The organism is Bradyrhizobium sp. STM 3557, from assembly GCF_045571465.1.
Taxonomy (GTDB): Bacteria; Pseudomonadota; Alphaproteobacteria; order Rhizobiales; family Xanthobacteraceae; genus Bradyrhizobium.
In genome coordinates this window covers 7,134,163-7,160,440 of record NZ_CP120697.1, presented here as the reverse complement: position 1 = coordinate 7,160,440, position 26,278 = coordinate 7,134,163, and the positions used below count along the sequence as shown (strand labels likewise).

At 60.4% G+C, this 26,278-nt stretch carries 20 protein-coding genes and 1 pseudogene; 10 read left to right on the top strand and 11 right to left on the bottom strand.

Features of this window, described 5'->3' with window-relative positions:
* The first annotated feature begins 1,040 nt into the window (after positions 1-1,040).
* Positions 1,041-1,499 (top strand): DUF3788 domain-containing protein, encoded by a 459-nt coding sequence (locus P6U24_RS33110; protein WP_407156600.1) that lies wholly within the window; start codon positions 1,041-1,043, stop codon positions 1,497-1,499.
* Positions 1,500-1,711: 212 nt separating this feature from the next.
* Here the strand turns inward: P6U24_RS33110 and P6U24_RS33105 are convergent, their stop codons facing one another.
* The 7 genes from P6U24_RS33105 to P6U24_RS33075 form a co-directional block, all read right to left on the bottom strand.
* Positions 1,712-2,356, bottom strand: a complete 645-nt coding sequence (locus P6U24_RS33105) for an FMN-dependent NADH-azoreductase (RefSeq protein WP_407156599.1) — start codon at positions 2,354-2,356, stop codon at positions 1,712-1,714.
* Positions 2,353-3,060 (bottom strand): glutathione S-transferase N-terminal domain-containing protein, encoded by a 708-nt coding sequence (locus tag P6U24_RS33100; protein ID WP_407156598.1) that lies wholly within the window; start codon positions 3,058-3,060, stop codon positions 2,353-2,355. The genes P6U24_RS33105 and P6U24_RS33100 overlap by 4 nt, the downstream gene beginning before the upstream one ends.
* A 37-nt stretch (positions 3,061-3,097) precedes the next feature.
* Positions 3,098-3,802: an SDR family NAD(P)-dependent oxidoreductase gene (locus tag P6U24_RS33095; protein WP_407156597.1), complete on the bottom strand. Its 705-nt coding sequence runs from the start codon at positions 3,800-3,802 to the stop codon at positions 3,098-3,100.
* A gap of 175 nt (positions 3,803-3,977) precedes the next feature.
* Positions 3,978-4,523 (bottom strand): carboxymuconolactone decarboxylase family protein, encoded by a 546-nt coding sequence (locus tag P6U24_RS33090; RefSeq protein ID WP_407156596.1) that lies wholly within the window; start codon positions 4,521-4,523, stop codon positions 3,978-3,980.
* Between the two features lie 34 nt (positions 4,524-4,557).
* Complete coding sequence (locus P6U24_RS33085) at positions 4,558-5,193, bottom strand: nitroreductase family protein (protein ID WP_407156595.1); 636 nt, start codon at positions 5,191-5,193, stop codon at positions 4,558-4,560.
* Between the two features lie 158 nt (positions 5,194-5,351).
* Positions 5,352-6,269: an NADP-dependent oxidoreductase gene (locus P6U24_RS33080; RefSeq protein WP_407156594.1), complete on the bottom strand. Its 918-nt coding sequence runs from the start codon at positions 6,267-6,269 to the stop codon at positions 5,352-5,354.
* A gap of 556 nt (positions 6,270-6,825) precedes the next feature.
* Complete coding sequence (locus tag P6U24_RS33075) at positions 6,826-7,317, bottom strand: OsmC family protein (protein WP_407156593.1); 492 nt, start codon at positions 7,315-7,317, stop codon at positions 6,826-6,828.
* 1,070 nt (positions 7,318-8,387) lie between these two features.
* Here P6U24_RS33075 and P6U24_RS33070 point away from each other — a divergent pair.
* From P6U24_RS33070 to P6U24_RS33040, 7 genes and pseudogenes are all read left to right on the top strand, one after another.
* Positions 8,388-9,590: an efflux RND transporter periplasmic adaptor subunit gene (locus P6U24_RS33070; RefSeq protein WP_407160673.1), complete on the top strand. Its 1,203-nt coding sequence runs from the start codon at positions 8,388-8,390 to the stop codon at positions 9,588-9,590.
* Entirely contained in the window at positions 9,587-12,766 is a 3,180-nt protein-coding gene (locus P6U24_RS33065; protein ID WP_407156592.1) for an efflux RND transporter permease subunit, read from the top strand. The genes P6U24_RS33070 and P6U24_RS33065 overlap by 4 nt, the downstream gene beginning before the upstream one ends.
* A 570-nt stretch (positions 12,767-13,336) precedes the next feature.
* A complete protein-coding gene (locus tag P6U24_RS33060) occupies positions 13,337-13,738 on the top strand; it encodes a hypothetical protein (protein WP_407156591.1) in 402 nt (133 codons plus the stop codon).
* A gap of 116 nt (positions 13,739-13,854) precedes the next feature.
* Positions 13,855-14,880, top strand: coding sequence for a hypothetical protein (locus tag P6U24_RS33055; protein ID WP_407156590.1), 1,026 nt, complete (start codon positions 13,855-13,857; stop codon positions 14,878-14,880).
* 361 nt (positions 14,881-15,241) lie between these two features.
* A pseudogene (locus P6U24_RS33050) lies at positions 15,242-15,623 on the top strand (DoxX family protein).
* Positions 15,624-16,148: 525 nt separating this feature from the next.
* Positions 16,149-17,738, top strand: coding sequence for a GMC family oxidoreductase (locus tag P6U24_RS33045; RefSeq protein WP_407156589.1), 1,590 nt, complete (start codon positions 16,149-16,151; stop codon positions 17,736-17,738).
* Between the two features lie 199 nt (positions 17,739-17,937).
* Positions 17,938-18,453, top strand: a complete 516-nt coding sequence (locus P6U24_RS33040) for a Dps family protein (RefSeq protein WP_407156588.1) — start codon at positions 17,938-17,940, stop codon at positions 18,451-18,453.
* 379 nt (positions 18,454-18,832) lie between these two features.
* Here P6U24_RS33040 and P6U24_RS33035 read toward each other — a convergent pair whose 3' ends face one another.
* The 4 genes from P6U24_RS33035 to P6U24_RS33020 all read right to left on the bottom strand — a co-directional run bounded on the left by P6U24_RS33035 (position 18,833) and on the right by P6U24_RS33020 (position 24,781).
* On the bottom strand, positions 18,833-19,732 hold the full coding sequence (locus P6U24_RS33035; protein WP_407156587.1) for a helix-turn-helix transcriptional regulator: 900 nt from the start codon (positions 19,730-19,732) through the stop codon (positions 18,833-18,835).
* Between the two features lie 571 nt (positions 19,733-20,303).
* A complete protein-coding gene (locus P6U24_RS33030; RefSeq protein WP_407156586.1) occupies positions 20,304-22,511 on the bottom strand; it encodes a molybdopterin cofactor-binding domain-containing protein in 2,208 nt (735 codons plus the stop codon).
* A gap of 4 nt (positions 22,512-22,515) precedes the next feature.
* Complete coding sequence (locus tag P6U24_RS33025) at positions 22,516-22,971, bottom strand: (2Fe-2S)-binding protein (protein WP_407156585.1); 456 nt, start codon at positions 22,969-22,971, stop codon at positions 22,516-22,518.
* A gap of 553 nt (positions 22,972-23,524) precedes the next feature.
* Positions 23,525-24,781 carry a LysR family transcriptional regulator gene (locus P6U24_RS33020; RefSeq protein WP_407156584.1) on the bottom strand — a complete coding sequence of 419 codons (1,257 nt, stop codon included), beginning with the start codon at positions 24,779-24,781 and terminating at the stop codon, positions 23,525-23,527.
* On the opposite strand from P6U24_RS33020, the gene P6U24_RS33015 reads away from it, so the two are divergent.
* Complete coding sequence (locus P6U24_RS33015) at positions 24,774-25,547, top strand: nitroreductase (protein WP_407156583.1); 774 nt, start codon at positions 24,774-24,776, stop codon at positions 25,545-25,547. The two genes, P6U24_RS33020 and P6U24_RS33015, sit on opposite strands and share 8 nt — an antisense overlap.
* A gap of 14 nt (positions 25,548-25,561) precedes the next feature.
* Entirely contained in the window at positions 25,562-26,101 is a 540-nt protein-coding gene (locus P6U24_RS33010; RefSeq protein WP_407156582.1) for a DUF4863 family protein, read from the top strand.
* The last annotated feature ends 177 nt before the right edge of the window (positions 26,102-26,278 follow it).

Below are 26,278 nucleotides of genomic sequence, written 5' to 3'. Positions count from 1 at the left end.
AGAGAGTCGCCGCGCGAGTCCTGAGGACGGACCTGTAACAGGGGTTAGCCGAACCGCTTTCGGTTATGATAAAACCCGAGCGTTCGGCGATCCAGTCGTAAAGCTGCACCGCGTTGTGGTTGGACTCGCCCGTCGACGAGTACTCGCTGGGGCTCCCCTCGACGTCTCGCCTCGGCATAAACATGCTCGATCATCGCGGGGCCGTCTCCGGCCGCCAGGTGCGTCGTCCGCGACGAACGAGCCTTGAAGATAGAGTAGTCGCCCGTCATCCAGGTGGATCGATGGTAGTCGAACGGCACCAGGCCCAATGCCAGCACTGCACAGATCGAATCGATTGGCTTCAACAAACGTACCTAGATCTTGAGCGTCACCGAGTCGAAGACATCCACCTCGTAAAATCATTGATAGCCCTTCCACAGCGGAAGCCAAATATCAGAATCGCTGTCCGCAATGGCTTTAGTCTCGATCCGATTGCATAGAATGCTCCCAAATACCGTAACGTGCCTGCGCCCCAATGTACCACCGGTCTCCGTAGGAAGTGTCATCGTTCCATCCCTGTGCCGCTGAGGACGGGCACTATGTGTTCGCCGTGGCGCTATGATCCTGTGGCGAGTCTGTAGCTGCGGAACGCGACTATGATAGGTGCGGATCGAGCGGGTTGATCAGAACTCACACCTTCCTTTCTCGCTCGGTACCCTTGTAGCTTTTCGAAGATGGAGGTTTCGGGCGTTCCCGGGGCCCGCATTGCCAAGACGACAGGTTGCATCGAATATCTCGCTATGTTTGTCGCGCGATTCAGCGACACTGCTGCTGTCCTCCAAGTGCCGGAAGTCCGGACTCCGTGTCCCTAAATACGCGGTCTGACGTTCTGCTTTGACAGGCAATCTGCCTACGCCTCAATACTAGGACGAAAGAAACATCGGGCGACACCTTTCAAGGCTCAGGAATCTTGCGGCAAACCGTTTTCGCAAGATCAAGGTGCAGGCCACCAAGTCTTTCGAGGCTTACGTGACAAAGTTGCGGTGTAAGAGGAAAGCGTCATGGAACAGTCCCCCCAAATCGGCGACCCTATCACCGACATGTCATGGCCGCCCGATGACGGCACTGTCCGCGACTGGATCGGGCCAAGGGCGTTCGGGCATTGGGCGGAGCTGCGGAACTGGATCGAGGCAAACTACCCCGGCGTTTTCGCGCCAGACTGGCTCTATCGTGGCAAGAAGCGCGGTTGGTCGTTGCGTTACAAGAAGTCCAAGGCATTCTGTACCTTCTTGCCGGAATTCAGAATGTTTTCGGTCGAGGTGGTCTTGGGGGCAGCAGAGCGAGAAAAGTTTGAGGCGCGGCGCTATGGCTGGCGTTCCGAGCTGGTCACGCTCTACGATGAAGCCCGAACATACCCCGACGGGAAGTGGCTGAAAGTGGCTATTTCATCCGCAAAGGATCGGCGTGATGTGACGCAGCTTTTGAGTATGAAGCGTCCTCCTCCACGGTCACGCGGTTGATCTCGCAACGACAAATTATCAAATAGATGATAACCGGAGTCTTCAAAGTTTTTCGCCCCTGATTGGATTCCGGCGACCCTCAATATTCCGATACTGAGAGTGCTCATGCCGGCCGGCGCGCTTCGCGATGCCTCGTGGCCACGCCGGTCCAGAGTGGCGGCGGTCTTCGAGCCGATCAGCCCGATGCCGCCGATCACGGCGACCTTGCTGGTCTATTTCGCCGTCAGTCGCGGGACATGGAACTTCCCCATGACTGTGAGATCAATCGCCGCCAGCACTTTCTCCCTCGCCGATGTGGCGTTGTCCCCCTCGAGAAACGCGGTGGCCTGCAGGGCCAGAAATTGCAGGGTTTTCAGGCCAATGGAGCTGAGCACAGCTGCAAGATACGGCGTCAGAAAATCGGGCTGGTTGGCCCGGTCGCCGGTGAAGACACCTCCGGAAGCGATGCCGATGAACACCGGACGATCACGGAGCATTCCCACCTTCCCGGCCGGCGTCGATTTAAAGGTGCGGCCGGCGCGCAGAATTTGATCAATCCATGCCTTGAGAACCGAGGGAACAGTCAGGTTGTGCATGGGCGTTCCAATGACGATCGCGTCGGCCGCCTCGACTTCCTGGATGAGCGTTTCGGACAGATCCAGCGACCCCTTCAGCGGGGCCGCCAATGTTACCGGAGACGAGAGGGTAGTGGCGTAGTCAGAAGCGGCATGCGACAGGGGGGCAGCGCCAAAATCTCGCCGACAAATGCTCGCGCCGGCCGCCACCTCAAGGAGCTTCTCTACGATCGCCGCTGAAAGCTGCCGGCTGTGCGATTCCGCGCGCGGGCTGCAATCAATATGCAGGATATTGTTCATCATTTACTTTCTTCGGTCCGTGCCGCCACCTTGAGCCCGCGCTGCACCGCCGGACGCGCGAGGCCGCGGTCGAGCCAAGCCTGCACATGAAGAAACCGGTCGAAGCCGACGAGCTCGCGCGCTTCGTAAAACCCGATCAGGTTGCGCACCCAGCCTAGCAGCGAAATATCGGCGATGCTGTAGTCAGCGCCCATCACCCAGTCGCGACCGGAGAGCCGTTCGTCGAGGACCCCGAGCAGCCGCGCTGATTCGGTTGCATAGCGGTCCCGCGGACGCTTGTCCTCAAAGGCCTTGCCGGCGAATTTGTTGAAGAAGCCGACCTGGCCGAACATCGGTCCGACACCGCCCATTTGCCACATCAGCCACTGAATGGTTTGATAGCGGGTGTTCGGATCGGCCGAGATAAATTGTCCGGTCTTGTCGGCAAGGTAGAGGAGGATCGCGCCGGATTCGAACAGCGCGAGCGGCGTGCCGCTCGGCCCGTCGGGGTCGTAGATGGCCGGTATCTTGCCGTTGGGATTAAGAGCGAGAAAAGCCGGTTCGTGGCTTTCGCCCGCCGTGATGTCGATCCGGTGTGGTTCGTAAGCGAGCCCGGTTTCCTCGAGCATGATGCCGACCTTCACCCCGTTCGGCGTTGGAAGGGAAAAGAGTTGCAGCCGATCGGGGAACTGAGCCGGCCAGCGCATGAAAATTGGATGATCAAGCATTGCCTTCGTGCCTATACAGGATCAGTGATGACGCAGCTCAGTGGCCAGCACTTTGCCCGCCGTCGACGTGCAAGATCTCGCCAGTGATGAACGGTGCAGAGTCCAGAAGGAGGATCGCGTCGGCGATGTCGGTTGTCTGACCTATGCGTCCAATAGGGTTGAAAGCTCCCAGCACTTCGTGAATTTCAGGCGGGTGCATAGGTGTGTTTCCGGGAGCGACGGCGTTCACGCGGATGCCTTTCTTCGCGTACTCGATCGCCAATGACTTCGTGGCGGCGTTGATGCCACCCTTCGTCAGAGCTGCCAAGACCGAGTAGACCCCACTGATCGCCACTTGGTCTATGCTGGCTGTTACGCTCACCACGTGACCGCTCGAACGCTTTTCCATCTCGGCGATCGCGAGTTGCGTGATGTGGTAGAAACCCGCCATGTTCACATTCATCACGGCAGCGTAGTCTTCGTAGGTGTGTTCGGTGAAAGGCCTTCCGATATAGATGCCGGCGTTGTTCACCAGCGTATCGATCCGGCCAAATCGTTCGACGCCTTCGGAAATGACGCGTTGCGCGGTCGTGGGATCCCCGATATCACCGGCGATGCTCAGGATGTCCGCGTCGTCCGACATCTTGATCGAACGCGACGTTGCGACAATGCGGTAATCGAGCTTTCGAAATGCCTTTACGACTGTAGCGCCGATGCCTTGTGACGCACCGGTGACAACAACAACCTTCTGTGACTTGTTCATGCGTCGTCCCTGCATTGGTCAGCCTCAGCGCCGATGGTGCTGAGGGTTTCGAATCGGCGCATACCAAAAAACCCGGACGAAGCAATTCTTTCATGGGGGCATCCGGCCTCTGGCGCTACGCTCGCATCGCATAAAAGCTCCAAGGGGGGCCTCAGAGGTTGCGACCGTGTAGAGTTCAGATCGAGCCGGCCGGCGCAACAGCGGGAAAGTCCTTCTCGGGATCGAACACGTTGTTAAAGAAATTCGTCAGCGAATACATCGCCACCAGCGCCACGATCTCCATGACGTTTGCATCCGTGTAACCGGCATCGCGGATGGCTTTCAGATCGGGGTCACTGATCTTGCCACGGGTCTTGATGACTTTGCACGCAAACTGGATTGCGGCGTCCCGCTTCGGATCGCTCGCATGGCCTTTCCTAGCGAGAATGATCTCATTGGCCGGCAGCTTCGCCATATGATCGGCCGTAAAGCTGTGAACCATCAGGCAGTAGTCGCAGCCGTTCACTTCGGAGACCGCAAGGCCGATGCTGTCACGCGTTTTCACGTCGAGCGCCTTGCTCAAGGAGCGGAGCAGGGTAGCCCATGAGTTGAACGCGATTGGGCTTGCCGCGAAGGTCGCCATCATATTTGGGGTGAACCCGATGGTCTTGGTGAACGTATCGAGGGTCGGTTTCGAATCGGCCGGCACTTGCTCCGGCTTTAGTGCTGCTGCCCTTGGCATTCCAGTCTCCCCAATGAATTGGTTTTAATAGAAATCAGACGAGATCCAGCACATCGGCTACCGGGCGGCGCGGCTTCTGCGGCCAGTTCCCCGGGCGCTCCGCACCAATGGACAACAGCATGACCGGTACTTCGTCCTTGGTTAGTCCGAACTCGCGGTGTACCGCGTCCGCATCGAAGCCGATCATCGGCGTCGAACCCAGGCCCAGCGAACGGGCCGCGTAGATCATCGCCGCCGCGCCGAAGGTGCCGGTGCGGACGGCTTCGTCGCGCTGGCGCTGCGGGTACTCCATGTACAGATCGCGTGCGGGGATTTCCCATTCCGGCACCATCTTTGCCGGCATAATGCCCGCTTTCACCAGCGGCGCCAGGCGCTCCGGGACTACGCTGGAGTCGGCCAACTGGCCGCAAACGATGAAGGTAACGGCCGCTTCGGTGATTGCGGGCTGACTCCAAGCGATCGGACTAAGCCGAGCTTTGGCTTCCGGCGTGCGTACAGCGATGAAGCGCCAGTTCTGCAAGTGGAAGGATGTCGGCGCGGTGGTACCGATTCGCACCAGCTCGCGGATTTCTTCGTCGCTTAACGTAGCGGTCGGATCGTAGTACTTCGTAGCGCTGCGGCTCAGGATGCATTCGATGACGGCGTTGGTTATGGTCATTCCGTTGCTCATGGTGATTCCTTGCGTAAAAGGAGGTATCGGCCGCACCTTCGCTGGAAATGCCGCAGGCACGGGGCTTGGTCGACATCTCATGCCAGCGTCCACGGGTAGTTTCCCAAGGTGCCCTGGCTCGTGCGAAGCCGGTCGTCTGCGTCGAGGGCGCTGGTCGTTCAGGGACGAACGCGGATGATCGTCTTGCCGCTGATCCGCTTGGTCGGATTGAAAGCGGCGACGGCATCCTCCAGGGGCGCGATGTTGCCGATGTTCGTCCTCAGTCGTCCGTCCCGCACCCGCTGGACGATCTCGGTCAGTTGGGCACGGTCGGATTCGACAACGAAGTCGATCGCCACACCGTCGGCAGGCCGTCCCTCGCTCGGCCCGACGATGGAGACCAGCGTTCCGCCGGCTCGAACGAGCCGCGCAGACCGCTTGCCGATGTCGCCGCCGATGAGGTCGAACACCAAATCAACGCCGCCGACATCTTCGAGAGCGTCGTTCTCGAGATTGACGAACTCTTGCGCGCCGAAGTCGAGCGCCGCCTGACGGTCGGCGGCGCGTCCGGTACCGATGACGTAGGCACCGAATTCTCGTGCGAGTTGCGTCACGATAGATCCGACTGCGCCAGCCGCCCCGTGCGCGAGGACGCTTTGCCCCGCCCGAACGCGGCCGTGCTCGAACAGTCCCTGCCACGCGGTCAGGCCCGAGATCGGCAGGCTTGCGCCCACCGTGAAGTCGACGTCCCCCGGCAGCCGCGCGAGGTTGCGTGCCTCAACTGCCACGTACTCCGCCAGGGTCCCATCACGATACCAGTCGGCGAGGCCGAACACCCGCTGTCCGACCGACAGCCCCGTCGTGCCATAGCCCAGGGCGGTGACCACTCCGGCCAGCTCATGCCCAGGGATCGAGGGTGTTCGGTCACGGTTGAGGCGATCGGTCCACGTCGAAGGCCACGTCAGCTCTGTCCCGACGAATCCCGACGCATGAACCTGAACCACAACGTCATTGATCGCCGCCTGCGGCTGGGGCCGCTCCATGAGCGTCATCCCGGCTGTTCCTGCAGCTTGGTCCGTCACGACGACTGCCCGCATCGTCCACCTCCTTGTGTCTGGTACGTCGTAATCTTCTGATCTTTTGCAGACGAGCGACAATAGGATCGGGCAGCTCGAGGGTCCAATGACCTGTGGCTATGGAATCGATGCCATCGACGGGACGCGCGAAAGTCAAAGTGCACGAACGTGAACCGCGGCGAATGCCCCGCAACGGCATGATTTCTGGGCGCTGGGAAACACGAGAGAAACGCGCGGAAGAAAACCTGTGCTGTTGGCTAAGATCAGGAGTAGGCGGGATTGCTCTCAACGAATCGCTATTGGATCTCGCGGTTATGCTGGTAGATCAAGCAAGGGTGGCGGAGGGGGCGAGAACGTTGGGATTGATCTGCGCGCCGAGTCGAGCCTCGCGTGATGTTGCTTCGTCCGAGGTCGAAGATCACGCATTTGGATGACAAGGTCTGGTTCGGGGCGATTAGCCATCGCCTGTGCGACGGGAATCGATAAGCTTTAGATGTGGCTCCAGAGTCACGGGTTCACTCAATTAAAGACCCTGCGGGTATGATAAGCTGCTATGCCCCGAGGGGCTGAGATACGCTCAATCCGGAGTAATATTCGGGATTGGCAGTTCAGCCACATCATCCTCGTAGCAGGCCTGAGGCCTTTCGTTGTGGCCGGAAGCAGTAACGTCCAGGCGCGTGTTAATATTCGCAGTAATGCCGAGAATTTTGCCTACAGGACAGAGGTTTGCAGCTTCCAGCAAGAATGTGCGCTGCTTCGCGTCGAGTTCTCCCTCCAGCACGAGCGTGCGCTCAAACGAATCTTTTTCGCCCCGGACGCCGTGGTGGAAGCTGACGCCGACCTCAACCCGCTCGAGCGGAAGTTTCTGGCGCCGAGCCTGAAAACGAACGCTCATAGCGGTGCATGCGGCCAGAGATGCGCTCAGAAGGTCGTAAGGATTAGGGCCAGAAGAAATGTGGCCTAGGCCGTCTGGCCCGCCGACGGGAAACCGAGAGTCACCGAAACGGCCAGCCAGCGCGCCATGATTGGTGGAGTCGCTTGTGACGACGACTTCGCGGATCTTGGTCATGATCAGGTCCGATCGTTATATGATTGGCCCGCCGGCCTCGAGAAGGGTACGCCAGAGGCGGCGCAAGTAACTCTTAGAGCTCGTGCGAGACCTCGGTACCGCATGCAGTCAATGCGTTCAGGAGTAAATCCGGCAACCATTCGGGTAAAGCTATCATATCCATAACCACCAGGAATGCTCCGTGACGCCTGCGCGCCGAAGCGCCCGGTGATAAAATCCGCGAACGCGCGCAGCGGGCTTCATGGTCTTTCGCGCCAACGAACAATCATTGACTTCCGGAGAGTCGAAGTCGATTGCCGATCAAGCGACTGAGTGTGACTTAGAAGTCTCTACACAGTTAAACGTCGCGGCTTCGAGTGCGATGCGGCTTTTGACATTCCTCCTACAGCATCACGCACGCGCGGGAGCGAGCGGCTATAACGACCGTTTATCGACTCCATGGCGAGAGGTGATTTCCTTCGCCGGCTTTGCAAGATCATTCTCCGAAGCGTCGCTGAACAGAAACCTAGGGTTCGCCTCGACACGCGTTACACGAAGACAATCCGTCGACATGCAAAGCAACGATATGATCGAAATCGCCGCGCCATGGGCGCGCTGACCGCTACTACCAGGTGGGTGCCCCTAGCGGCAGCAAAGGAGTTACAGCAAGCCGTTGGTCCTGGTTGGCCACTTCGGCGCACGCGCTAGAGCTGCAAGACGTAGCGACGTCGCGATTTTGGCGGAGAATAGTTAGCCGCCTCCATGAGGGCCGACTGGAGTGGAAAAAATCATCATAGCGGCAGCTGCGGGTCAGGCGAAGTGCCTTGGCGGGCGTTCGACTGCAATTTCGAGGTGAAGTCGGCTGACCAAGGTTCGACTCTCTGCGTCGGCCACGTTGAGCGATTTGTCCGAGAGCGGCCGCGCCGTTGAAGTTGAGCTCGACGTCCGCATTGGACCGCAGTGCGAATGCTGCCGCCGGTGAGTGAAGCTGGCGACGATCAGAGTGCGACCTGTCCAGTTATGATTGCAACGTTCTATGCCTTGGAGAGACGGAAGTGTGTACGACAGACAACCCGGAGCAGCCGGCCCCGGTGACCCGGCTCGACCGCGGCTCGTTTTGCCGCTACCAACGATGCGGCGGCGCTACGATTGGCTTGCTTTTCGCGCTGGCGCTCGCCGGCTGCGATGACAAGGCCCAATCGCAGGCGGCCGAGCCTCCGCCGCCGGTAACAGTCGCGCAACCGGTTAAGCGTACGGTCACCGACTGGGACGAGTTCACCGGCCGCTTCGAGGCGATCGAGGAGGTGCAGGTCCGCGCCCGCGTTGGCGGCTTCGTGGACAGCGTCCAGTTCAAGGACGGTGCGATTGTCCACGCCGGCGATCTGCTCTACATTATCGATCCGCGCCCATTCGAGGCGGTCGCGTTGCAGGCCCAAGGCCAACTCGACGACGCGCGGGCCAGGCAAGAGCTGGCCAAGCGTGAACTCGACCGTGGCCTGACCTTGGTACAGACCAGCGCAGTTTCCGAACAGGTCGTTGACCAGCGCCGTCAGGCCTTGCAGGCGGCTTATGCGGCCGAGACGCAGGCCGAAGGCGCACTGAAGGCGGCGCGGCTGAATGTCGAATTCACTCACGTGCTTGCCCCGATCACCGGCCGCGTCAGTCGCCATCTGGTGACCCCCGGCAACCTCGTCCAGGGCGCCGATGGCGGAGCGACACTGCTCACCTCCATCGTGTCGCTCGATCCGATTTATATCTATTTCGATGTCGACGAGCAGACCTATCAGCGCAACAACAAGCTGTGGTTCGAAGGCAAGCGGCCGAGTTCGCGCGATACAGCGAACCCGGTGCAGGTGATGCTGACCGGCGAAACCAAGCCCTCGCATGAAGGCGCGATGGACTTCCTCGACAACCGCCTGGACGTCTCGACTGCGACGCTGCGCAGCCGCGCGGTCATCCAGAACAAGGATCTCTCAATTTTGCCCGGGCAGTTCGGCCGCGTCAGGATCATCGGTTCATCGCCTTATGAGGCGCTGCTGATCCCGGACGCCGCCATCGCCACCGACCAGTCGCGCAAGATCGTGTTCGTGGTCAAGGGCGACAATACGGTTGAGGCAAAGCCGGTGGTGCTCGGGCCACTCGATGACGGACTGCGGGTGATCCGGGAGGGCCTCGAGGCGGAGGATCACGTCATCGTGGACGGTATTCAGCGTGCCCGCGTGGGCGCCAAGGTGACACCGAAAATGGCGCAGGCGCGGGCAGACGACAAGACTCCGGCAGGTGCCAAGCCATGAATCTCGGAAAGCTTTCCATCAACCAGCCCATCTTGGCGATGGTACTGTCGATCGTGCTTGTGATCGTCGGCACGATCGCCTACCAGACGTTGCCGGTCTCGGAATATCCGCAGGCGGTGCCGCCGACCGTTACCGTCACCACGCAATACCCGGGCGCTTCGGCCCAGACCGTAGCCGACACCGTTGCCGCCCCAATCGAGCAGGAGATCAACGGGGTCGAGGACATGCTGTATCTCTACAGCCAGGCGACCTCGAACGGCCAGCTCACCATCACTGTCACCTTCAAACTCGGCACCGACCTCGATAAGGCCCAGGTGCTGGTGCAGAACCGCGTCGCAATTGCACAGCCGCGTCTGCCGGAGGAGGTGCAGCGCAACGGCGTCGTCACGCGCAAGAACTCACCCGACATCCTGATGGCCGTGTTCGTGCTGTCGCCCGACGACTCCTTCGATCAGCTCTACATCTCCAACTACACGCTGCTGCAAGTCCGTGATCAGCTTTTGCGACTCGATGGCGTCGGTGATATCCAAATGTTCGGAGCGCGCGACTACTCGATGCGATTGTGGCTCGATCCCGACCGGATCGCTGATGTCGGTCTGACATCGAGTGAGGTGCTGGCGGCTATCCGCGCCCAAAATCTGCAGATCACTGGCGGGCAGATCGCAGAGCCTCCGATAGCCGATCGCGCGTTCCAGCCGAACCTCGTGTTCACCGGCCGCCTCAAGGATACCGCGCAGTTCGAGGACATCGTGGTGAAGGCCGGCTCCGACGGCCGTACCGTGCGACTACGCGACATTGCCCGGGTCGAGCTCGGTGCGCTGTCCTACGCGACCAGCAGCCGCATACTGCGCAAGTCGGCTGTCGCGATGGTAGTGACCCAACGCCCCGGATCGAACGCGCTCGCCACAGCGAACGCAATCTCCACCACCATGGCCAAGCTGAAGGCGAATTTTCCTAAGGGCCTCGACTACAATATCGGCTACAACCCGACCGAATTCATCGCCCAGTCGGTCCACGAGCTGATCAAGACAGTCTACGAGGCGATGACGCTCGTGGTCATCGTGGTGCTCGTGTTTTTGCAGGGGTGGAGACCTGCGATCATTCCGATTATCGCGATCCCTGTGTCGCTGGTGGGCACTTTTGCAGTGATGGCAACGCTCGGATTCTCGATCAACAATTTGACGCTGTTCGGTCTGGTTCTCGCGGTCGGCATCGTGGTCGACGACGCCATCGTGGTTGTCGAGAATGTCGAGCGTCATCTCCGGGACGGCCTGAGCCGGCGTGAGGCGGCGCTCAAGACCATGGAAGAGGTCGGCGGCGCGCTGGTCTCGATCGCACTTGTGCTCTGCGCGGTTTTCGTGCCGACCGCCTTCCTGGGCGGCATCTCCGGACAGTTCTTCCAGCAATTCGCCGTCACCATCGCTGTTGCGACGGCGATCTCCTGCTTCTGTTCGTTGACGCTGTCGCCCGCACTTGCCTCGCAAATCCTAGTTCCGCACGACGGCAAGCGGCTGCCGGCGCGCTGGAATGTGATCGCGCGTGGCTGGTCGGCCTTCACCCGCGTCTTCAATCGGGTGTTCGATTGGTTATCGAACGGCTATGCGACCGCAGCATCCTTCGTGATCCGGCATTCAGCGCTAATGCTGTTGCTTTATGCCGCGCTGATCGGTAGCGCCGGCTGGCTGCTCGCCACCACTTCGCAGGGCTTCATTCCCGCGCAGGATCGCGGTTACCTTATCATCTCGGTGCAATTGCCGGGCGCAGCGTCGCTGGCGCGGACCGCCGCAGTGGTGCGCGACATCGAGCGGATTGCGCTGGATACGCCGGGTATCGTCCGCGTCGGGGCGTTCAGCGGCTTCTCCGGCGCGACCCGCACGCAGGCAGGCAATGCCGCTGCCTTGTTTCCGGTGTTCGACGAGGCGGAGGCGCGGCAGAAGAAGGGGCTGACAGCGAATGCGATCACGGCCGATCTGCGCAAACGGCTATCGGTGATCCAGGGCGCCTTCATCATCGTCATTCCGCCCCCCGCAGTGCCCGGCATTGGCACCGGTGGCGGCTTCGCTATCCGCATCCAGGATCGACAAGGGCGCGGTCCCGAGCTGCTTGCAGCCGCGACCAACGATCTGGTCGCTGCCGCGCGTAAGTCACCAAATCTGACCTCTGTGTTCTCGCCGTTCACGGCGAATACGCCGCAGCTGTTTGTCGACATCGATCGCGTCAAGGCGCAGAAGCTGGGCGTCCCGATCGCTAACATTACAGACACCATCGAGACTTACTTCGGCTCGACCTATGTCAACGACTTCAACCTGTTTGGGCGTACCTATCACGTCACCGCGCAGGCCGATCTGCCGTTCCGCAAGGAAACCTCCGATCTTACGCGGCTTCGTACCCGTAATGCCGCCGGTGACATGGTGATGCTCGGCAGCGTCGTAGACTTCAAGAACGTTTCGGGCCCCGACCGCGTCGCGCGCTACAATCTCTACTCGGCATCCGAACTGCAGGGCGAGCCGGCGCCGGGCACGAGTTCCACGACAGCGCTCAACGCAATCAAGAAACTCGCTGACCAGACGTTGCCCAGCGGGTTTTCATTCGAGTGGACCGACCTCTCTTACCAGCAGGTGAACGGCGCAAATGCGGGCCTCTACGTGTTTCCGATCTGCGTGCTGTTCGTTTATCTGGTTCTGGCGGCGCAATATGGCAGCTGGACATTGCCGTTCTCGGTGATCCTGATCGTGCCGATGTGCCTGTTCGCGGCCACCATCGGCGTGCGTGTCATGGGCCAGGACGTCAACATCCTGACCCAGATCGGCTTTGTGGTGCTGGTGGGGCTTGCCGCCAAGAACGCGATCCTGATCGTCGAATTCGCGCGCGATATCGAGCTCGAGGGCAGGCCGCGGCTGGAGGCTGTCATCGAGGCCTGCCGGCTCCGCCTGCGGCCGATCCTGATGACCTCGTTCGCGTTTATCCTCGGCGTGCTGCCGCTGGTCGTGTCGACCGGCTCCGGCTCTGAGATGCGGCAGGCCGTCGGCGTTGCCGTGTTCTTCGGCATGCTCGGCGTCACGCTGTTCGGCCTGATCTTCACGCCGATCTTCTACATGGTGGTGCGCAACCTCGCGGAAGGCAAGAACGAGCGCAAGCCGACCCAGACGACCGCGGCCGCAGTCGCGGCGGAATGAGCCGCGTTGGCGCGATCCGCGACAAAGCCGGAACACGATCTGCGTTACCGTGAGGAGCGCGGAATTCACGTCTCGAAAGGCACACGGCCTTGCCGGCCGCAGTTCCGGAGATATCGATGACGCGATCTCGTTCAATGGTCGAGACGCATAATCGAAGAGGTCGCCCGACGCCTGCGACGCCGAAGTCGAAAGCGGCCCCTCGGTTATAACGCAACGACCGTCGCCTATTTTACGGAGTGCCGAGGGATGAGCGGATGGTGTGTGGCCTGGGCGGGCGATCTTCTGATGCCGTCCGTGACCTCGGCAGCCGGACACTGAGGCGCGGCCCTTGGAGCGGTGGTTGACGCCACACTAACCGCTTCCATGGCGCCGAGCGCGTGGAATGGAAACGATAAGGACTGGGCATTTCTAATCGTTGACGTGCAGGCATATCCTTATTGCTCGTCAAACCGGGTTGACCTGCGACGCTTCTACGGTGCGCTTGCCGGCACAGGAGTTCGTAATCGTCCGCTTGGCTGGACGCACTCTCCGCATCGCAGGGACCCGTCCGTACAAGTACAGGAGTCACACATGTCGTTCCGCTTCATTACCAAGTCTATCCACGCCTACCTGATCGATTATCCTGTTGCGATCGTCCTGATCGCAGCGCCCTTCGCGCTGAAGCTCGGCCAGAGCGGGCCGATCGCAATATGGCTTTCGGTTGTCGTCGGGGTGACCGCGCTGCTCTTAGCCGCTCTGACTGACCATCCCACCGGGCTCGTCCGCATCATTCCCTACTGGCTGCATCTTTGGGTCGATCGCGCGGTCGGCATGGTTTTTGTCATCGCACCCTTTGCGTTCGAATTCACTGGACTCGATACCTGGTACTACTGGATCCTCGCTGCCGCTGTCCTGCTCACGACGTCAGTCTTGAACGCGCCCGAGGAGCCAGTCGCGACGCGTTCGGAATTGGCCAGGCGCGCAGCTGGTTGAACGCGGCGGCTGCTGCGTAAAGGGATGCCTACCGAGGGCGATACACTTCGGGCCTAGAGGTGCAGGCCTTCGGGCGGTGCGCCCGCATCACGCGGTTGATAGCAGAGGGATTAACGATGGTGGCGTTTGCTCAGCAGCGGGGCCGAAGCGCCACGATCGGGCCGCGTTTCGACTATTGGGCACTGACTCCCGCAGCGGCGGCCATTTGCTACCCCTTTCTACTCCGCGCCTTTCATGCCGTCGTCGGCACGCAGGCCGCAAGGCCTTCGCCTCTCGCAATTGTTGCCGCGACCTTAGTCCTGGCCGTGGCGTTCGTTGTACCGTTTCTCGCGCTCGCGTTCGCTTGCCGGCTCGATGCCGCTCCTGGGGCGCGGCGGCTCGCCTATGTCGGCGTGGCGAGCCCGACCCTATTTGTCTTTCTTGGCGTCGTGCAGGCCCTGATTCATAGCCCTCTTCCCGACGAACTCGTGTGGTGCGTGCTTTGGCTCGTGATCGCGAGTTGGTCGCAAACGGCCGGCAATCCCGCGGCTGCAACGCAGCTGGCCGTGGGGCGCTGGCGTATGGTCCACGGAATGACCGCGGCCGTCTTGTGCCTGTACGTGGCGTTCCATCTAGCCAATCACTTATTCGGGCTGATCGGCCCCGATGCGCATGCGGCCGTCATGGGGATCGGCCGCGTGGTCTACCGCTCTACCGTCGGTGAGCCGCTGTTGGTCGCGGCCATGCTTTTCCAGGTTGGCACGGGCCTGATTCTGGCATGGCGCTGGAGTGCCGCCCCGCAGGGCTTCCATCGAACATTTCAGGTGGCCTCCGGGATGTACCTTTCGCTGTACATCCTCGGGCACATGAACTCGGTTTTCATCTACGCTCGAAGCTTTCTCAATATACCGACCGATTGGAACTTCGCGATCGGAGCCCCGACCGGGCTCATTCATGATGCATGGAATATCCGCCTATTGCCTCACTATGCGCTCGGCGTGTTTTTTGTCCTAAGCCACCTTGCGTCGGGATTGCGGGTGGTGCTGGTCGCGCATGGAGCCAGTCGATGTGCCGCAAATCGATTTTGGGGCGCGGGTGTCTCGATAAGCGCCGTTATCTCGGCCGCGATCATCGCGGGTATGTGCGGGGTTCGGATCAGATAGGCGGCAGCGGCCGGCGCAGAGACGCGGCCGGCAAGGATGAATGCGGCGACCGCCACGGCGGCAGATGTTTAAAAACGTTCACTGTCAGCACCTTTTGTCTGTCTGTCGACGCAGTTCGCGCTGGACCTGCAGCGGCGGAATCTGCACCGACGCACGTGGAGCTTCGCTGATCGCCATTTCGTCTCAGACGATGAAGAGAAAACAGCGGTTTCGAGGTGCGATGCAGCTGGTGGTCTTTCTCCCTACGGCGTCACGCCGCGCGGCGAGCGACAATAACAATTGTCTGTCAACTCCATGGCGAGAGGTGATTTGCCCAGCCGGCGTTGCAAAACCACTGTTCGGACGCGATTAACACAACGTGATGCGCGCGGCGCTGGCGGTGCCGTTCTGGAGGGTCCGGAATGCTGGAATGCTCCGGCTTTTTCCAGCTCAGCGACACCGCAGTGAAGTTATTCACTGACGAGTTCATGTTGCATTTGCCGCGCGGGCCTATCATTTTGCGGTGCCGACGGCGATGGCATTCCTCTCCGGCTGCGGCGAGGTCCTGTTTCCGGTGCTGCTGCTGCTCGGCCTCGGCACCCGCTTCGCCGCACTCGGGCTGTTGTTCATGACACTGATCGTCGAGATCACCGTGCCCGACGGCTGGCCAATCCATCTCACTTGCCGCAATGACGCTCAGTATCATGGCGTGGGGACCAGGACGGATTTCTGCCGATCATTGGCTAAAGAGGGGGGGCCATTGAACCTCGTGAGCGATAGCGAAGGAAGCAGCCAAGCAATGCGCCTGGCGGACGTGCTTGCGCTTACGCCTGTTAGGCGCCTACAGCACGTTCTCTCCGATGATCAGTGGCCGTCTGGCACGATATGCGGACCCGATCTTGGCCAGCGATGTTCGCAGGCTCTACGCCTCGTCGGTATGCCTGAGCGATCTGCGATCGACCTCATGGCCAATGACCGTTACCGGAAGAGGTCCAAATTCGGGCATCAAAACGCGAGCTAGAGTCTCGCTGATCGCCATCTCGCGTCAGACTCGGTTTCGAGGTGGCAAATCGGCCGATGGCGTTGCTTCGCCACGGCATTATGCGGCGACCGGTAATAACGATCGTGTATCGAGTCTATGACGAGAGGTGATTTCCCTAGCCGGCATTGCAAGGTCACTTTCCAAAAAGCAGGGGCCAATCAATCTCTGGATAAGGTGCCTAGCTATCGCAGCGCCGGCTACGGGCGTTGATTGAACGATACAATGGTGCCGAAAGAGAAAGACACTGATGTCTCAAGAAGCGTACGACATCGTCATTGTTGGTGCAGGCGCTGCCGGCTGCGTCGTCGCGAGCTATCTCGCCGAACACACCGATGCGTCGATCGCGCTGATCGAAGCGGGCGATATGGATCGCGATCCATTCATCCACCTTCCCGCCGGCTTCGCCAGTATACTGGTCCACGATCGGCATGTCTGGAAATACGAGACGGTTCCTCAGCACGGCACCAAGCGAGCATATCGCTCAGCCAAGGTGCTCGGCGGTGGCTCGTCGATCAACGCGATGTGCTACGTCCGTGGTCAGATACGCGACTACGCCGCGTGGCAGGACGCCGTCGGCAATACCGGCAAATGGTCGTATGAAGACCTCCTTCCCATCTTCATGGCGCAAGAAAGCAACGACACCTTCCACGACGAATATCACGGCATCAATGGTGGTCTCGCGGTGCAGTTGCCCAAGGGCATCAACAAGCTGAACCAATATTGCCTCAAGGCCTTCCAGGAATATGGGATCCCTTACAATCCCGACTATAACGGCGAGAGCCAAATTGGCGTGTCGCCCGTGCAGTCAACGGTCGGAGATTCGCGGCGTTGCAGCGCGGTCGACGCTTATCTGCGTCCGCACCTTGCCTCCAGCCGCGTGACGCTGCTCACCGGTAAGACCGTCGTTCGAATCATCGTTGAAAACAAGTGTGCCGTTGGCGTCGAGCTCATGAACAGCGAGATCATCAGGGCTGGCGAGGTTGTGCTGTCTGCCGGCGCAGTCCATAGCCCGAAAATCCTCATGCACTCGGGCATCGGCCCAGCAGAGCAGCTTCGCCGGCACGGCATCGCGGTGATCGTGGATTCTCAGGAGGTGGGTGAAAATCTCCATGATCACCCGATGGTGCCGGTCCGCGCTTACGTAAAGGGCGATCTCGGTTACCAGGCTGCCGCGCACGGCCTCGGCACAGTGAAGGCGGGCTTGCGGTATCTCATCACGAAGGATGGCCCGGCGGCGGGCAACGGCATCGAGACGGTCACCCACTGGAATCCATCCGACTTCAGCGCCGACCCCACCATCCAATGCTATCACTCTCCGATCGTCTTGAACGAGCAACTTGGCCCGGCGGGCGACCGCTCTGGCGTCACCTTCGAAACCGTGGTGCTTCAGCCCAAGAGCCGCGGCTGGGTGCGGCTGGCCGACAGCGAACCGACGTCAATGCCCCTCATCAACCCGAACTTCATGGGCGAGGAGGAAGACTTGAGGGCCGCGGTGGAATCGGTGCGCGCGGTCCGCAAGGTTATGGCACAGGAGTCGTTGGCGTCGGTGATCGAGGAAGAGATGGATCCCGGCCCGCATATCCAGTCAGACGCCGAGATCGGCGAGTGGGTGAAGCGTGCGGTGACGACCATGTGGCACCCTGTCGGTACGTGCCGGATGGGCCAGGATGCGCGAGCGGTGGTCGACGCAAGGCTCAGGGTACGCGGGGTCGACGGCCTCCGGGTGATCGACGCCTCGATCATGCCAAACATCACCAGCGGCAATACGAACGCCCCGACCCAGGCGCTTGCGCGCCACGCCACGGCGATGCTGGTCGAGGACTTGCGGCGGACGTAGGGAGTTCTCGCGTAAGCCGGCGACAGGGATGGGCGGGGCGGGGCGGCGCGGAAAGCGTCCGTGCTCTTGTCAGAAGGACAGGCGGGCCGAGTGTTCGTGATCGTGACCCACTGCCACTCGGGAAATAGTTTCGCAACTTGCTTATCCAGAGCCATCCCCCCAGCGAACAGCAGACTGCATCAACTAGGAAGTGATCAAAATGAGTCTAGAAGACGCCAGAAAGCGCCGCGAGGCATCGCTCGACACGCCGAGCAATCTCGGCTCCAATGCCACCAAGGATATTTCGGCCGCCCTCACGGCGCTTCTGGCGGACGTGTTCGCGCTCTACATCAAGACCAAGAACTTTCACTGGCACATGTCAGGCTCGCATTTCCGGGATTATCACCTCCTTCTCGACGAGCAGGCCGAGCAGATCTTTGCGATGACGGACGAAATCGCCGAAAGAGCCCGCAAGATCGGCGGCACAACAATCCGCTCGGTCGGCCACATCGCCAGGGTGAAGCGTGTTGGGGACAATGATGCGGATTTCGTCACACCCGAAGACATGCTGGCCGAACTGAAGGAAGACAATCTGTCGCTCGCCCGGCGCATGCGGCAAACCCATCATGTCTGCGACGAACATGGCGATGTCGCCACGGCTAGCCTGATCGAAAACTGGATCGACGACGCGGAACGTCGCACATGGTTCCTATTCGAGACGACCAGGAGAGCTTAGCCTCGATCGCAAGCCACTCTCCGATCTCGGGTGGTGCCTACGTCCCTGGAAAAAAGCTCCCTCCTTTAGGACGAGGGAGACGTTAATCCTGTTCGGTCTGAACGTTAGACTCGTTCGGTTGAATTGGCATTTTGGCGAAGGCCGCCTCCTCAAGCCGTGAGGATTGATTGGGATGCCCACAGGAAGCCCTTGGAGCAGAACCGCCCAAGGCGGGAACGCTGGAGGGTGGACCATGTCCCCAAGGCTCGCGTGTGACGCTCAAACTCGTCCTTTGGCTGCGTACGTCCAGCCTTCAGGCACTCTTCATGACGCGCTTAGGGTATGTATTCCTCGTAGATTGCATAACGCCAGCGGCCCGCATGCCATCTCAGACATCATTCTAAGCTTTGCTTTCCTTGGCTATCCGCCGATAGTCGCTCGGATCTCGATTGTACGTCTTACGAAAAGCTCGCACAAAACTCGAACGGCTCTCGTACCCCGCATTATGAGCAATGACGTCGATCGACGCGGTGGTTGTCGTCAAATCGATCGCAGCCTGGCGCATTCTCAGGTCTCGCAAGACGACCATCGGGGATTGTCCAAAGATCGCCGAGAATCGCGCCATGAACGCCGAGCGACTCAATCCTGCACTATGTGCCAGGCTTTGAACTGAATGGGGGGCTCCTGGTCGCGCCACCATATCTGCAAAAGCACGGGTGACCTGCCTGTCGGAAAGTATCGAGAATCGTTCAGTCCACCGCTGAGATGACCTGAGGGACCGTCGCACCAATGAGACAACGATTTGCTTGAGCAGAGACGCTGTCATGGCTCCAACGCCGACCTCTTGCTGCAGCAGCTCGTCCATAGCCTCGCGAAGCTTCAGGCCGATCTTGTCCGCTGGCTCGAACTGCTCGATCACCGGTTCACGGAGTTCTCCGAACAGCCTCACAGACCGACCAAAGGATGCATTAAAAAAGCCGCATATCTGTACGATTTCGGGTTGCTCGTTCGGCACCGCAACGCGAAGGATGCCGTCTTGACGAGTCCAGCAGTCTCTCGAAATAAGCTTCGGTGGGCCACTTCCTCCGTCAACCTCGATCGTGAACGGAGTATTTGGCGGCACGATGATGAGCAAATGAGGGCTCAACGGCATCTCGGGTCCGCCGTTGATCGATATGCGACCCACGCCACTCAGATTGTAGTGGATCCCAGGTGCGTCAATCATTCCCATTTCGACTCGATGGCCTTGGGGCACCAGAATCTCGGTCAGCGCGATGACATCAATGTCGAGCGCCTGCATCAAGTTGTCGAGGTCTGTTGTAGACAATCTGATGGCGGAGCCTGTGGGCGGCGGAGGATTCTGGCCGAAGAGAGCCTGCGTTGGAACTGCTTTCGAAGTGTGCATGACTGTAATAGCCCATTGGTGCCTGGCTACTGGTGGCGACAGTGCTCCGAAGTCCGTTCTCTTAAGGTCAGCGAGGCGTCGCCATGCCGGCTCGCGCCACTGACTGATTGCCTTCCCAGATCTGGCTATATGACCAGAACGTCTTGGTATGGAGTGAAAATCCTGCAGTTCAATTCTGAGCGCGCTGCAGATCGTGGCTGACAACAATAAGGTGTTCGACGCAGTCGCGCAGCGCGCTGCAGGCCAAGCTTGCACTGAACAGCTGAAGGGACAAGGGCCCAGTTCGGCTGCCGGCCCTAAGCAGGGTGCCCACAGTAGAGATTCTGAGTGGATCGAGTTTGCAACCCAAGACGGCATTCCTTTGAGAGGTAACTTCGAGCAAGGAGCTGTGCACTCCGGAATTCGTCATGCTCGGGGACTTTAGCCCGGGATACTGCGCGCTGCGACGCGCGGTCACGGACAAGGACTAAGACGACGATTTCAGGGAACTTGTCTCGATCGGCAGTCGGCGCACACGCTTGCCGATCGCGGCGAAGATCGCATTGGTCACAGCAGCACTGACAGCCGCTGTCGGAGCTTCACCAACGCCACCCGGAGCCTCCGCGTTCTTAATCAAGTGTGTCTCCACGAACGGCACCTCGTCGATACGCATCGGCAGATAGCTGTCGAAATTGGTTTGCTCAACCCGTCCATCCTTGAAAGTGATGGACCCATAGAGCGCGGCGGTCAGGCCGAAAACCGTTCCACCTTGAATCTGCGCTTCGATCGTATCTGGATTGACGTACATGCCGCAGTCGATCGCACACACGATCCGCTTGACTTTGACGGAGCCGTCGGCCGCCACTTCGACTTCGGCGACCTGGGATGTGTAACTTCCGTATGCGAATTGCACCGAAATTCCGCGGCCGTGCCGCGGGGGGAGGGGTGATCCCCACCCTGCTTTTTCCGCCGCTAGCGATAGAACAGCGAGGGCCCGCGGATTGTGGTCCAGTAATCCTTTGCGATAATCGACCGGATCCTGTTTCGCGGCATGAGCGAGCTCATCGATGAAGCTTTCGACCACAAAAACATTGTGAGTCGGTCCGACGCCGCGCCACCAAGATGTCCGGACGCCAGGCGGCTCGACCCGGATAAAGTCGACGTGGATATTGGGGAGCGCATAGGGCGGCTGGGCCGCCCCTTCGATGGCGTCGGGGTCCAATCCGTCCTTGAAGTAAGGAGGATAATAGCGAGCCATGACAGAGGAGCCGGCGATCCGATGCGTCCAGGCCACCGGTTTGCCGACCTCATCAAGTCCAGCCGACAGACGGTCGAGATAGTACGGCCGATACATGTCGTGCTGGATGTCTTCCTCGCGGCTCCAGATCACCTTGACCGGTCCATCGACGTGCTTGGCGATCTTGACGGCGAGCACGGTGCCATCGGCCTCCAGCCTTCGGCCGAAGCCGCCGCCAATCAGATGATTGTGAATTTTGACTGCCTCCTTTGGCAGGCCGGTGAGTTCTACCACCAGAGACTGCGTGATCGTAGGCGCCTGTGTTCCGACCCAGATGTCGCAACGATCCTTCTGCAGGTGGACGGTGCAGTTCATCGGCTCCATCGCCGCATGTGCCAGGAAAGGCACCTCATAGATGGCGTCAACCCGTTTCGCCGCCGACGCAAGAGCCTTCGCGGCATCGCCATCCTCACGGGCAATAGCACCTGGCTTTTTGGAGTCCTCCTCCAACTGCTTGACGATATCGGCGTTGCTGATTCCGCCGTTCGGCCCGTCGTCCCACGTGATGATGGCAGCCTCGAGCCCCTTCTTCGCCGCACCCATATGATCCGCTACCACGGCAACAGCTTCATCGATATTGACCACCTGCCGGACGCCCTTTACTGCCAGCGCGGCCTTCTCGTTCACGGTTTTCGCTTTGCCACCGAGCACGGGCGAAATAGCAAGCGCTGCAACCTTCATATCCGGCAGCCGCGTATCGATGCCGTAGACCGCGCGCCCGTCGACCTTAATCGATGAATCCACGCGCTTGGCACGCGTGCCGATCAGGGTGAAATCCTTCGGATCCTTCAATTTGACGCTTTCCGCGAGCGGCATAGGCAATTTCGCGGCAGCCGTCGCGAGATCGCCGTAGCTCAGATGCTTCGAGCCTGATGCGTCGAACACGACGCCATCCTTGGCGCGGCAAGCCGATGGATTGGTATTCCAGTGCTTTGCAGCCGCCGCGATCAGCAGAGTACGACCGACGGCCCCTGCCTGGCGGAGCGGAGTCCAGAAGGCGCGGACGGAGGCGGAACCACCTGTATTTTGAATACCTATGATCGAGTTGACGTAAAGCGCATGATTTGGCGGCGCATGCTGAACCTGAATCCGGTCAAGCTTCACCTCCAGTTCTTCAGCGAGAAGCATCGAGAGCGAAGTGTAAACGCCCTGTCCCATCTCAATCATCGGAATGACCAGGGTCACCGCGCCGGTTGGATTGATCCGTATAAAACCATTCGGTGCGAAACGACCCGTGACCTCGTTTTCTAACACCTGCGAAGCAGGCGCCGCGAAGACGGACTCCATGCTTGCACTGGTCAGCGCAAAACCAAGCAGCAAACCTGTGCCCTGAAGGAAGGCGCGCCGGGACATCGCTGTTTCACCGGCAATCTCGTCTTTCAGAAAAAGTTCATCCATAATTTCAAACTCCCGAAGCGTGCTTGATCGCGGCGCGGATGCGCTGATAAGTGCCACATCGGCAGACGTTGCCGGACATGGCGGCGTCGATATCCTCGTCCGTCGGCTTCGGCCTATCCTTCAGCAGCGCCGCCGCCGACATGATCTGACCGGACTGGCAGTAGCCGCACTGCACCACCTCCAGCTCCAACCACGCCTTCTGCAAGGCCGCGCCTTGCGGCGTTTTGCCGATCGCCTCGATCGTGGTGATCGCACTGTCGCCAACGCTGTCGACCGCTGTTTGGCAAGAGCGGACAGGCTGACCGCCGACATGCACGGTGCAGGCACCGCACAGCGCCTGGCCGCAGCCAAACTTGGTCCCGGTCATGCCGAGCACGTCGCGCAGCACCCAAAGTAGCGGGATGTCGCCGTCGACGTCGACCTCATGGGGCTTGCCGTTGATGTTCAATGTGAAGGGCATGGATATCTCTTGAGCGCCTCGGGGAGCGAGCGTGAGCCCGATGAACACCTCTGCGTTAAGTTGCTAACCGCCGAATCAAGATGTCCGATGGGATATATTCGGGGCGATCGGATACTGAGTGAGGTTGGCCTGGGCGTTACTCTTGGAACCTGCGACAGTGGTATCCAATGATCGCAGCGACAAACGAAACTTACCAATAGCCGGCATGTATAGTTTCGATAGCGGCGAGGAATGCTGCTGCAGCAGACCTCTCGGCCATTCGTAGATCAAAGCAAGTGTGCAGGCCGCGATCGAATTTCGTTCGCTATCCTTACGACAAGTCGCTCGCCTATGGTCAGGCAAGACGGCCAATATCCTCTTCGAGAAGGCGCTTGAGGCGCGCAGCAGCGAATACAACGTCCGGGCGGTTTCGATGCACCGTCACCCAACGCAGTCCCCGCGCGTATCGGGCTCATAGTTGGACGACTCGCGCACAACCGAGCCGCAAAGAGATGGATATGGTTGGCACGCCGAACGAGGGTAGTACACGGGCCATCGTTCCCGCCCGGATAAGCTAACGCCCGTGCCTCAGCTCTTTGGTTGCGCGGCGGAGCACCTCGTGAAGCCAATCGTGCGATGGCTCCCCCTCGATCCGCTCGTGCCACAGCATCCGTACCTCTACGGGGGTGGTGCTGTAGGGCAGCTCATAGATCGTGATTGCGTGCGCTTGCTCGAAAATGCGTGCCAACGGTCGTGGAACGATCGCCGCCAGTTCGGACTCGGCCAGCAGTGCAGGCAGAGCAAGAAAGTGCGGCAGCGAAACCGCGATTCGCGGCGGCCGGTCGCTCTCGGACAACGCCCGTTCAAGCGCGGCGCGGTCATACATCTCCGATCGCCGGGCCAGCCCGCGCTCCGAGATGAAGCCTCCGATCGCGCCTTCCTGCTCACCGCCGAAGGAGACAACGACCAGCGGCAAGGCGGCAAGCTTCGCGCTGTCGAGCCGTCCGAGCTGCCGGTTGCCTCCGGCGATCAGCACATCGTCGTATTCGAACAAGAAAGCCGTACGGAAGCGGCTCGGCGGAGACGAGAATACGCCGATCGCGACGTCGATGCGGCCGAGGTCGATCTGCTCGGCAAGATCAATCCGCGTCACCGGCTTGATGGTGAGGTCAATCGACGGCGCCTCTTGTCTCAATATCTTCAGCAGCGCTGGTGCGAGCACCATCGTCGTGAAGTCATTGGCGGCGAGCGTGAACGGCTTGGTGGAGACCGCCGGCGCAAAGGTCGGCAGTTCGACCGCAGCCTCCAACGATCGCAGCGCCTGACGAACCTGCGGCGCCATCGTCAACGCGCGCGCCGTCGGCTGCATGCCCGTGGCAGTGCGGACGAACAGATCGTCGCCGAGCATCTCGCGCAGCCGCGCGAGCGAGTGGCTTACCGCGGACTGGCTCAGCGCGACTTTCTGGCTGGCCCGTAGCACGCTGCGCTCCTCCATGACCGCGTCGAACACCTTGAGCAGATTCAGGTCCAGGGTCTTGAAGGAAACGGACACGCTGAGAATCCCGTTTGTGGCGGATCGTTCGCCTCGGCGAAATTTGCAAGGATGGGCAGTTAAGGCCAGCTGTTCGCCGGATGCAACTGACCGGATTGCCCAAGAGCTTACTGGAGTGCCTCGCCAACGACCATCTGAGGCCCGTTCAGGATCAACCTGCAAGATTTTCACTTCCGCAACGCCGGCGTTCTGGTGAAAATTGCCCGCACGGGGAAGGGAGGAGAACAGCGATGAAAGCCTGCGTGAAGTCGGTCCAAAGCGGCGCACGCAAATGGCCACGATCTCAGGGGAAGCGACCTACCAATGGAGAGCGGCGGTGCTCGCTGGTGAAGAGGGCGTGATCGACCAGGAAGCGGCGCGCGAAGTCGCGCACACTTCGATCGACGAGGTGATCGCCGGCCGGCTCTCATGCCGCGAGTTCTCGGGCAATCCGGTCTCGCAATCGACCATCGAGCAGATCCTGCGCGTGGCGCGGTTTGCGCCGAGCGGCGCCAATATCCAGCCCTGGCACGTCTATGTGCTTGCCGGCGCCGCCAAGGCCGAGGTGTCCGCCGCGCTTCTTCACGCGTATGAGAACGAACCTAACGAGCACGTCTCCGAATATCAATATTATGCCAGCGCCTTCCCCGAGCCGTATCTCGGCGGCCGCCAGGAGTTCGGGCGATTGTTCTACGACTCGCTCGGTATCGCGCAAACCGACACGGCGGCGAGGCGCAGGCAGACCGCAAAAAACTTCGTGTTCTTCGGCGCGCCGGTTGGGTTGATCGTCACGATCGATCGGCGACTGGCCGTGGGAAGCTGGCTCGATCTCGGCATGTTCATCCAGAACGTGATGCTGACCGCAGTGGGACGCGGGCTGCAATCCTGTCCGCAGGAAACCTTCGCCAAATTCCACCGGACATTGCGTCCGCTGTTGTCGATCCCCGCCGAGCAGATGGTGGTCTGCGGGATCTCGATGGGGCACCCCATGGAGCGGCCGCGGACGCGGCTGATGCCGCGCGCGGCTGTGGAGGCATTTGCCTCCTTCAAGGGCTTCGAGGATTAGATCAGGAGAAGGTCATGGGAAGTCGGGAACAACTGATCGAACGCAGCATTCCGTTTCTGCGCGAGGTCAAGGATATGACGCCGGGTGCGGCCATGGAGCGATGGCTCAACGAGACCTATGGAGAACATAGCGCGCTGTACCAGGATCTGGCTCGCCTCATCAAAATGGGAGTCGACGAGGGTTGGGCCGCGAACCAGGAGGTGGAGGGCCCGAGCTATCGGCGCAGCCGCATCCTTGAACCGGTCCCAGAGACGTTTCAGTTCAGCATCACCGCGGTCTACATGAACAGCGCCGGCCCGCGCCGTTTCAAGGAAGGGGACCATCATGACGTGCTGCGCGGGCAGTATCACGGCCACCCTTATGGTGAGCTCAATTTAGTCGTTCCCCTCGACAAGGGTGCGCAGCTTAAGGGACTGCAGGGGTGGCAGGGACCGGGTTGGACGGCGCCGGATCCGGGCAGCCGGCATTATCCGGAAGTGCGGGGCGGCGCCGTGATCGCGCTGTTCTATCTGCCGGCCGGGCGCATTTCTTACGATTTCGAGGCGCCGGCCTGATGCCTGGCGCCGCCGGTCCGATTAGCAGGGCTATGCCGCGAGCCGCGCGACTGTCCATGGACCTATCAAATTGGGCTCGGACAAATCAAACGAACGAGTGTTGCACCGCGCGCAACCATGCGCTCTGCGAAACAGTGTTATGGCGCGTCCTGCGCATCGACTAGCGACGGAAAACGA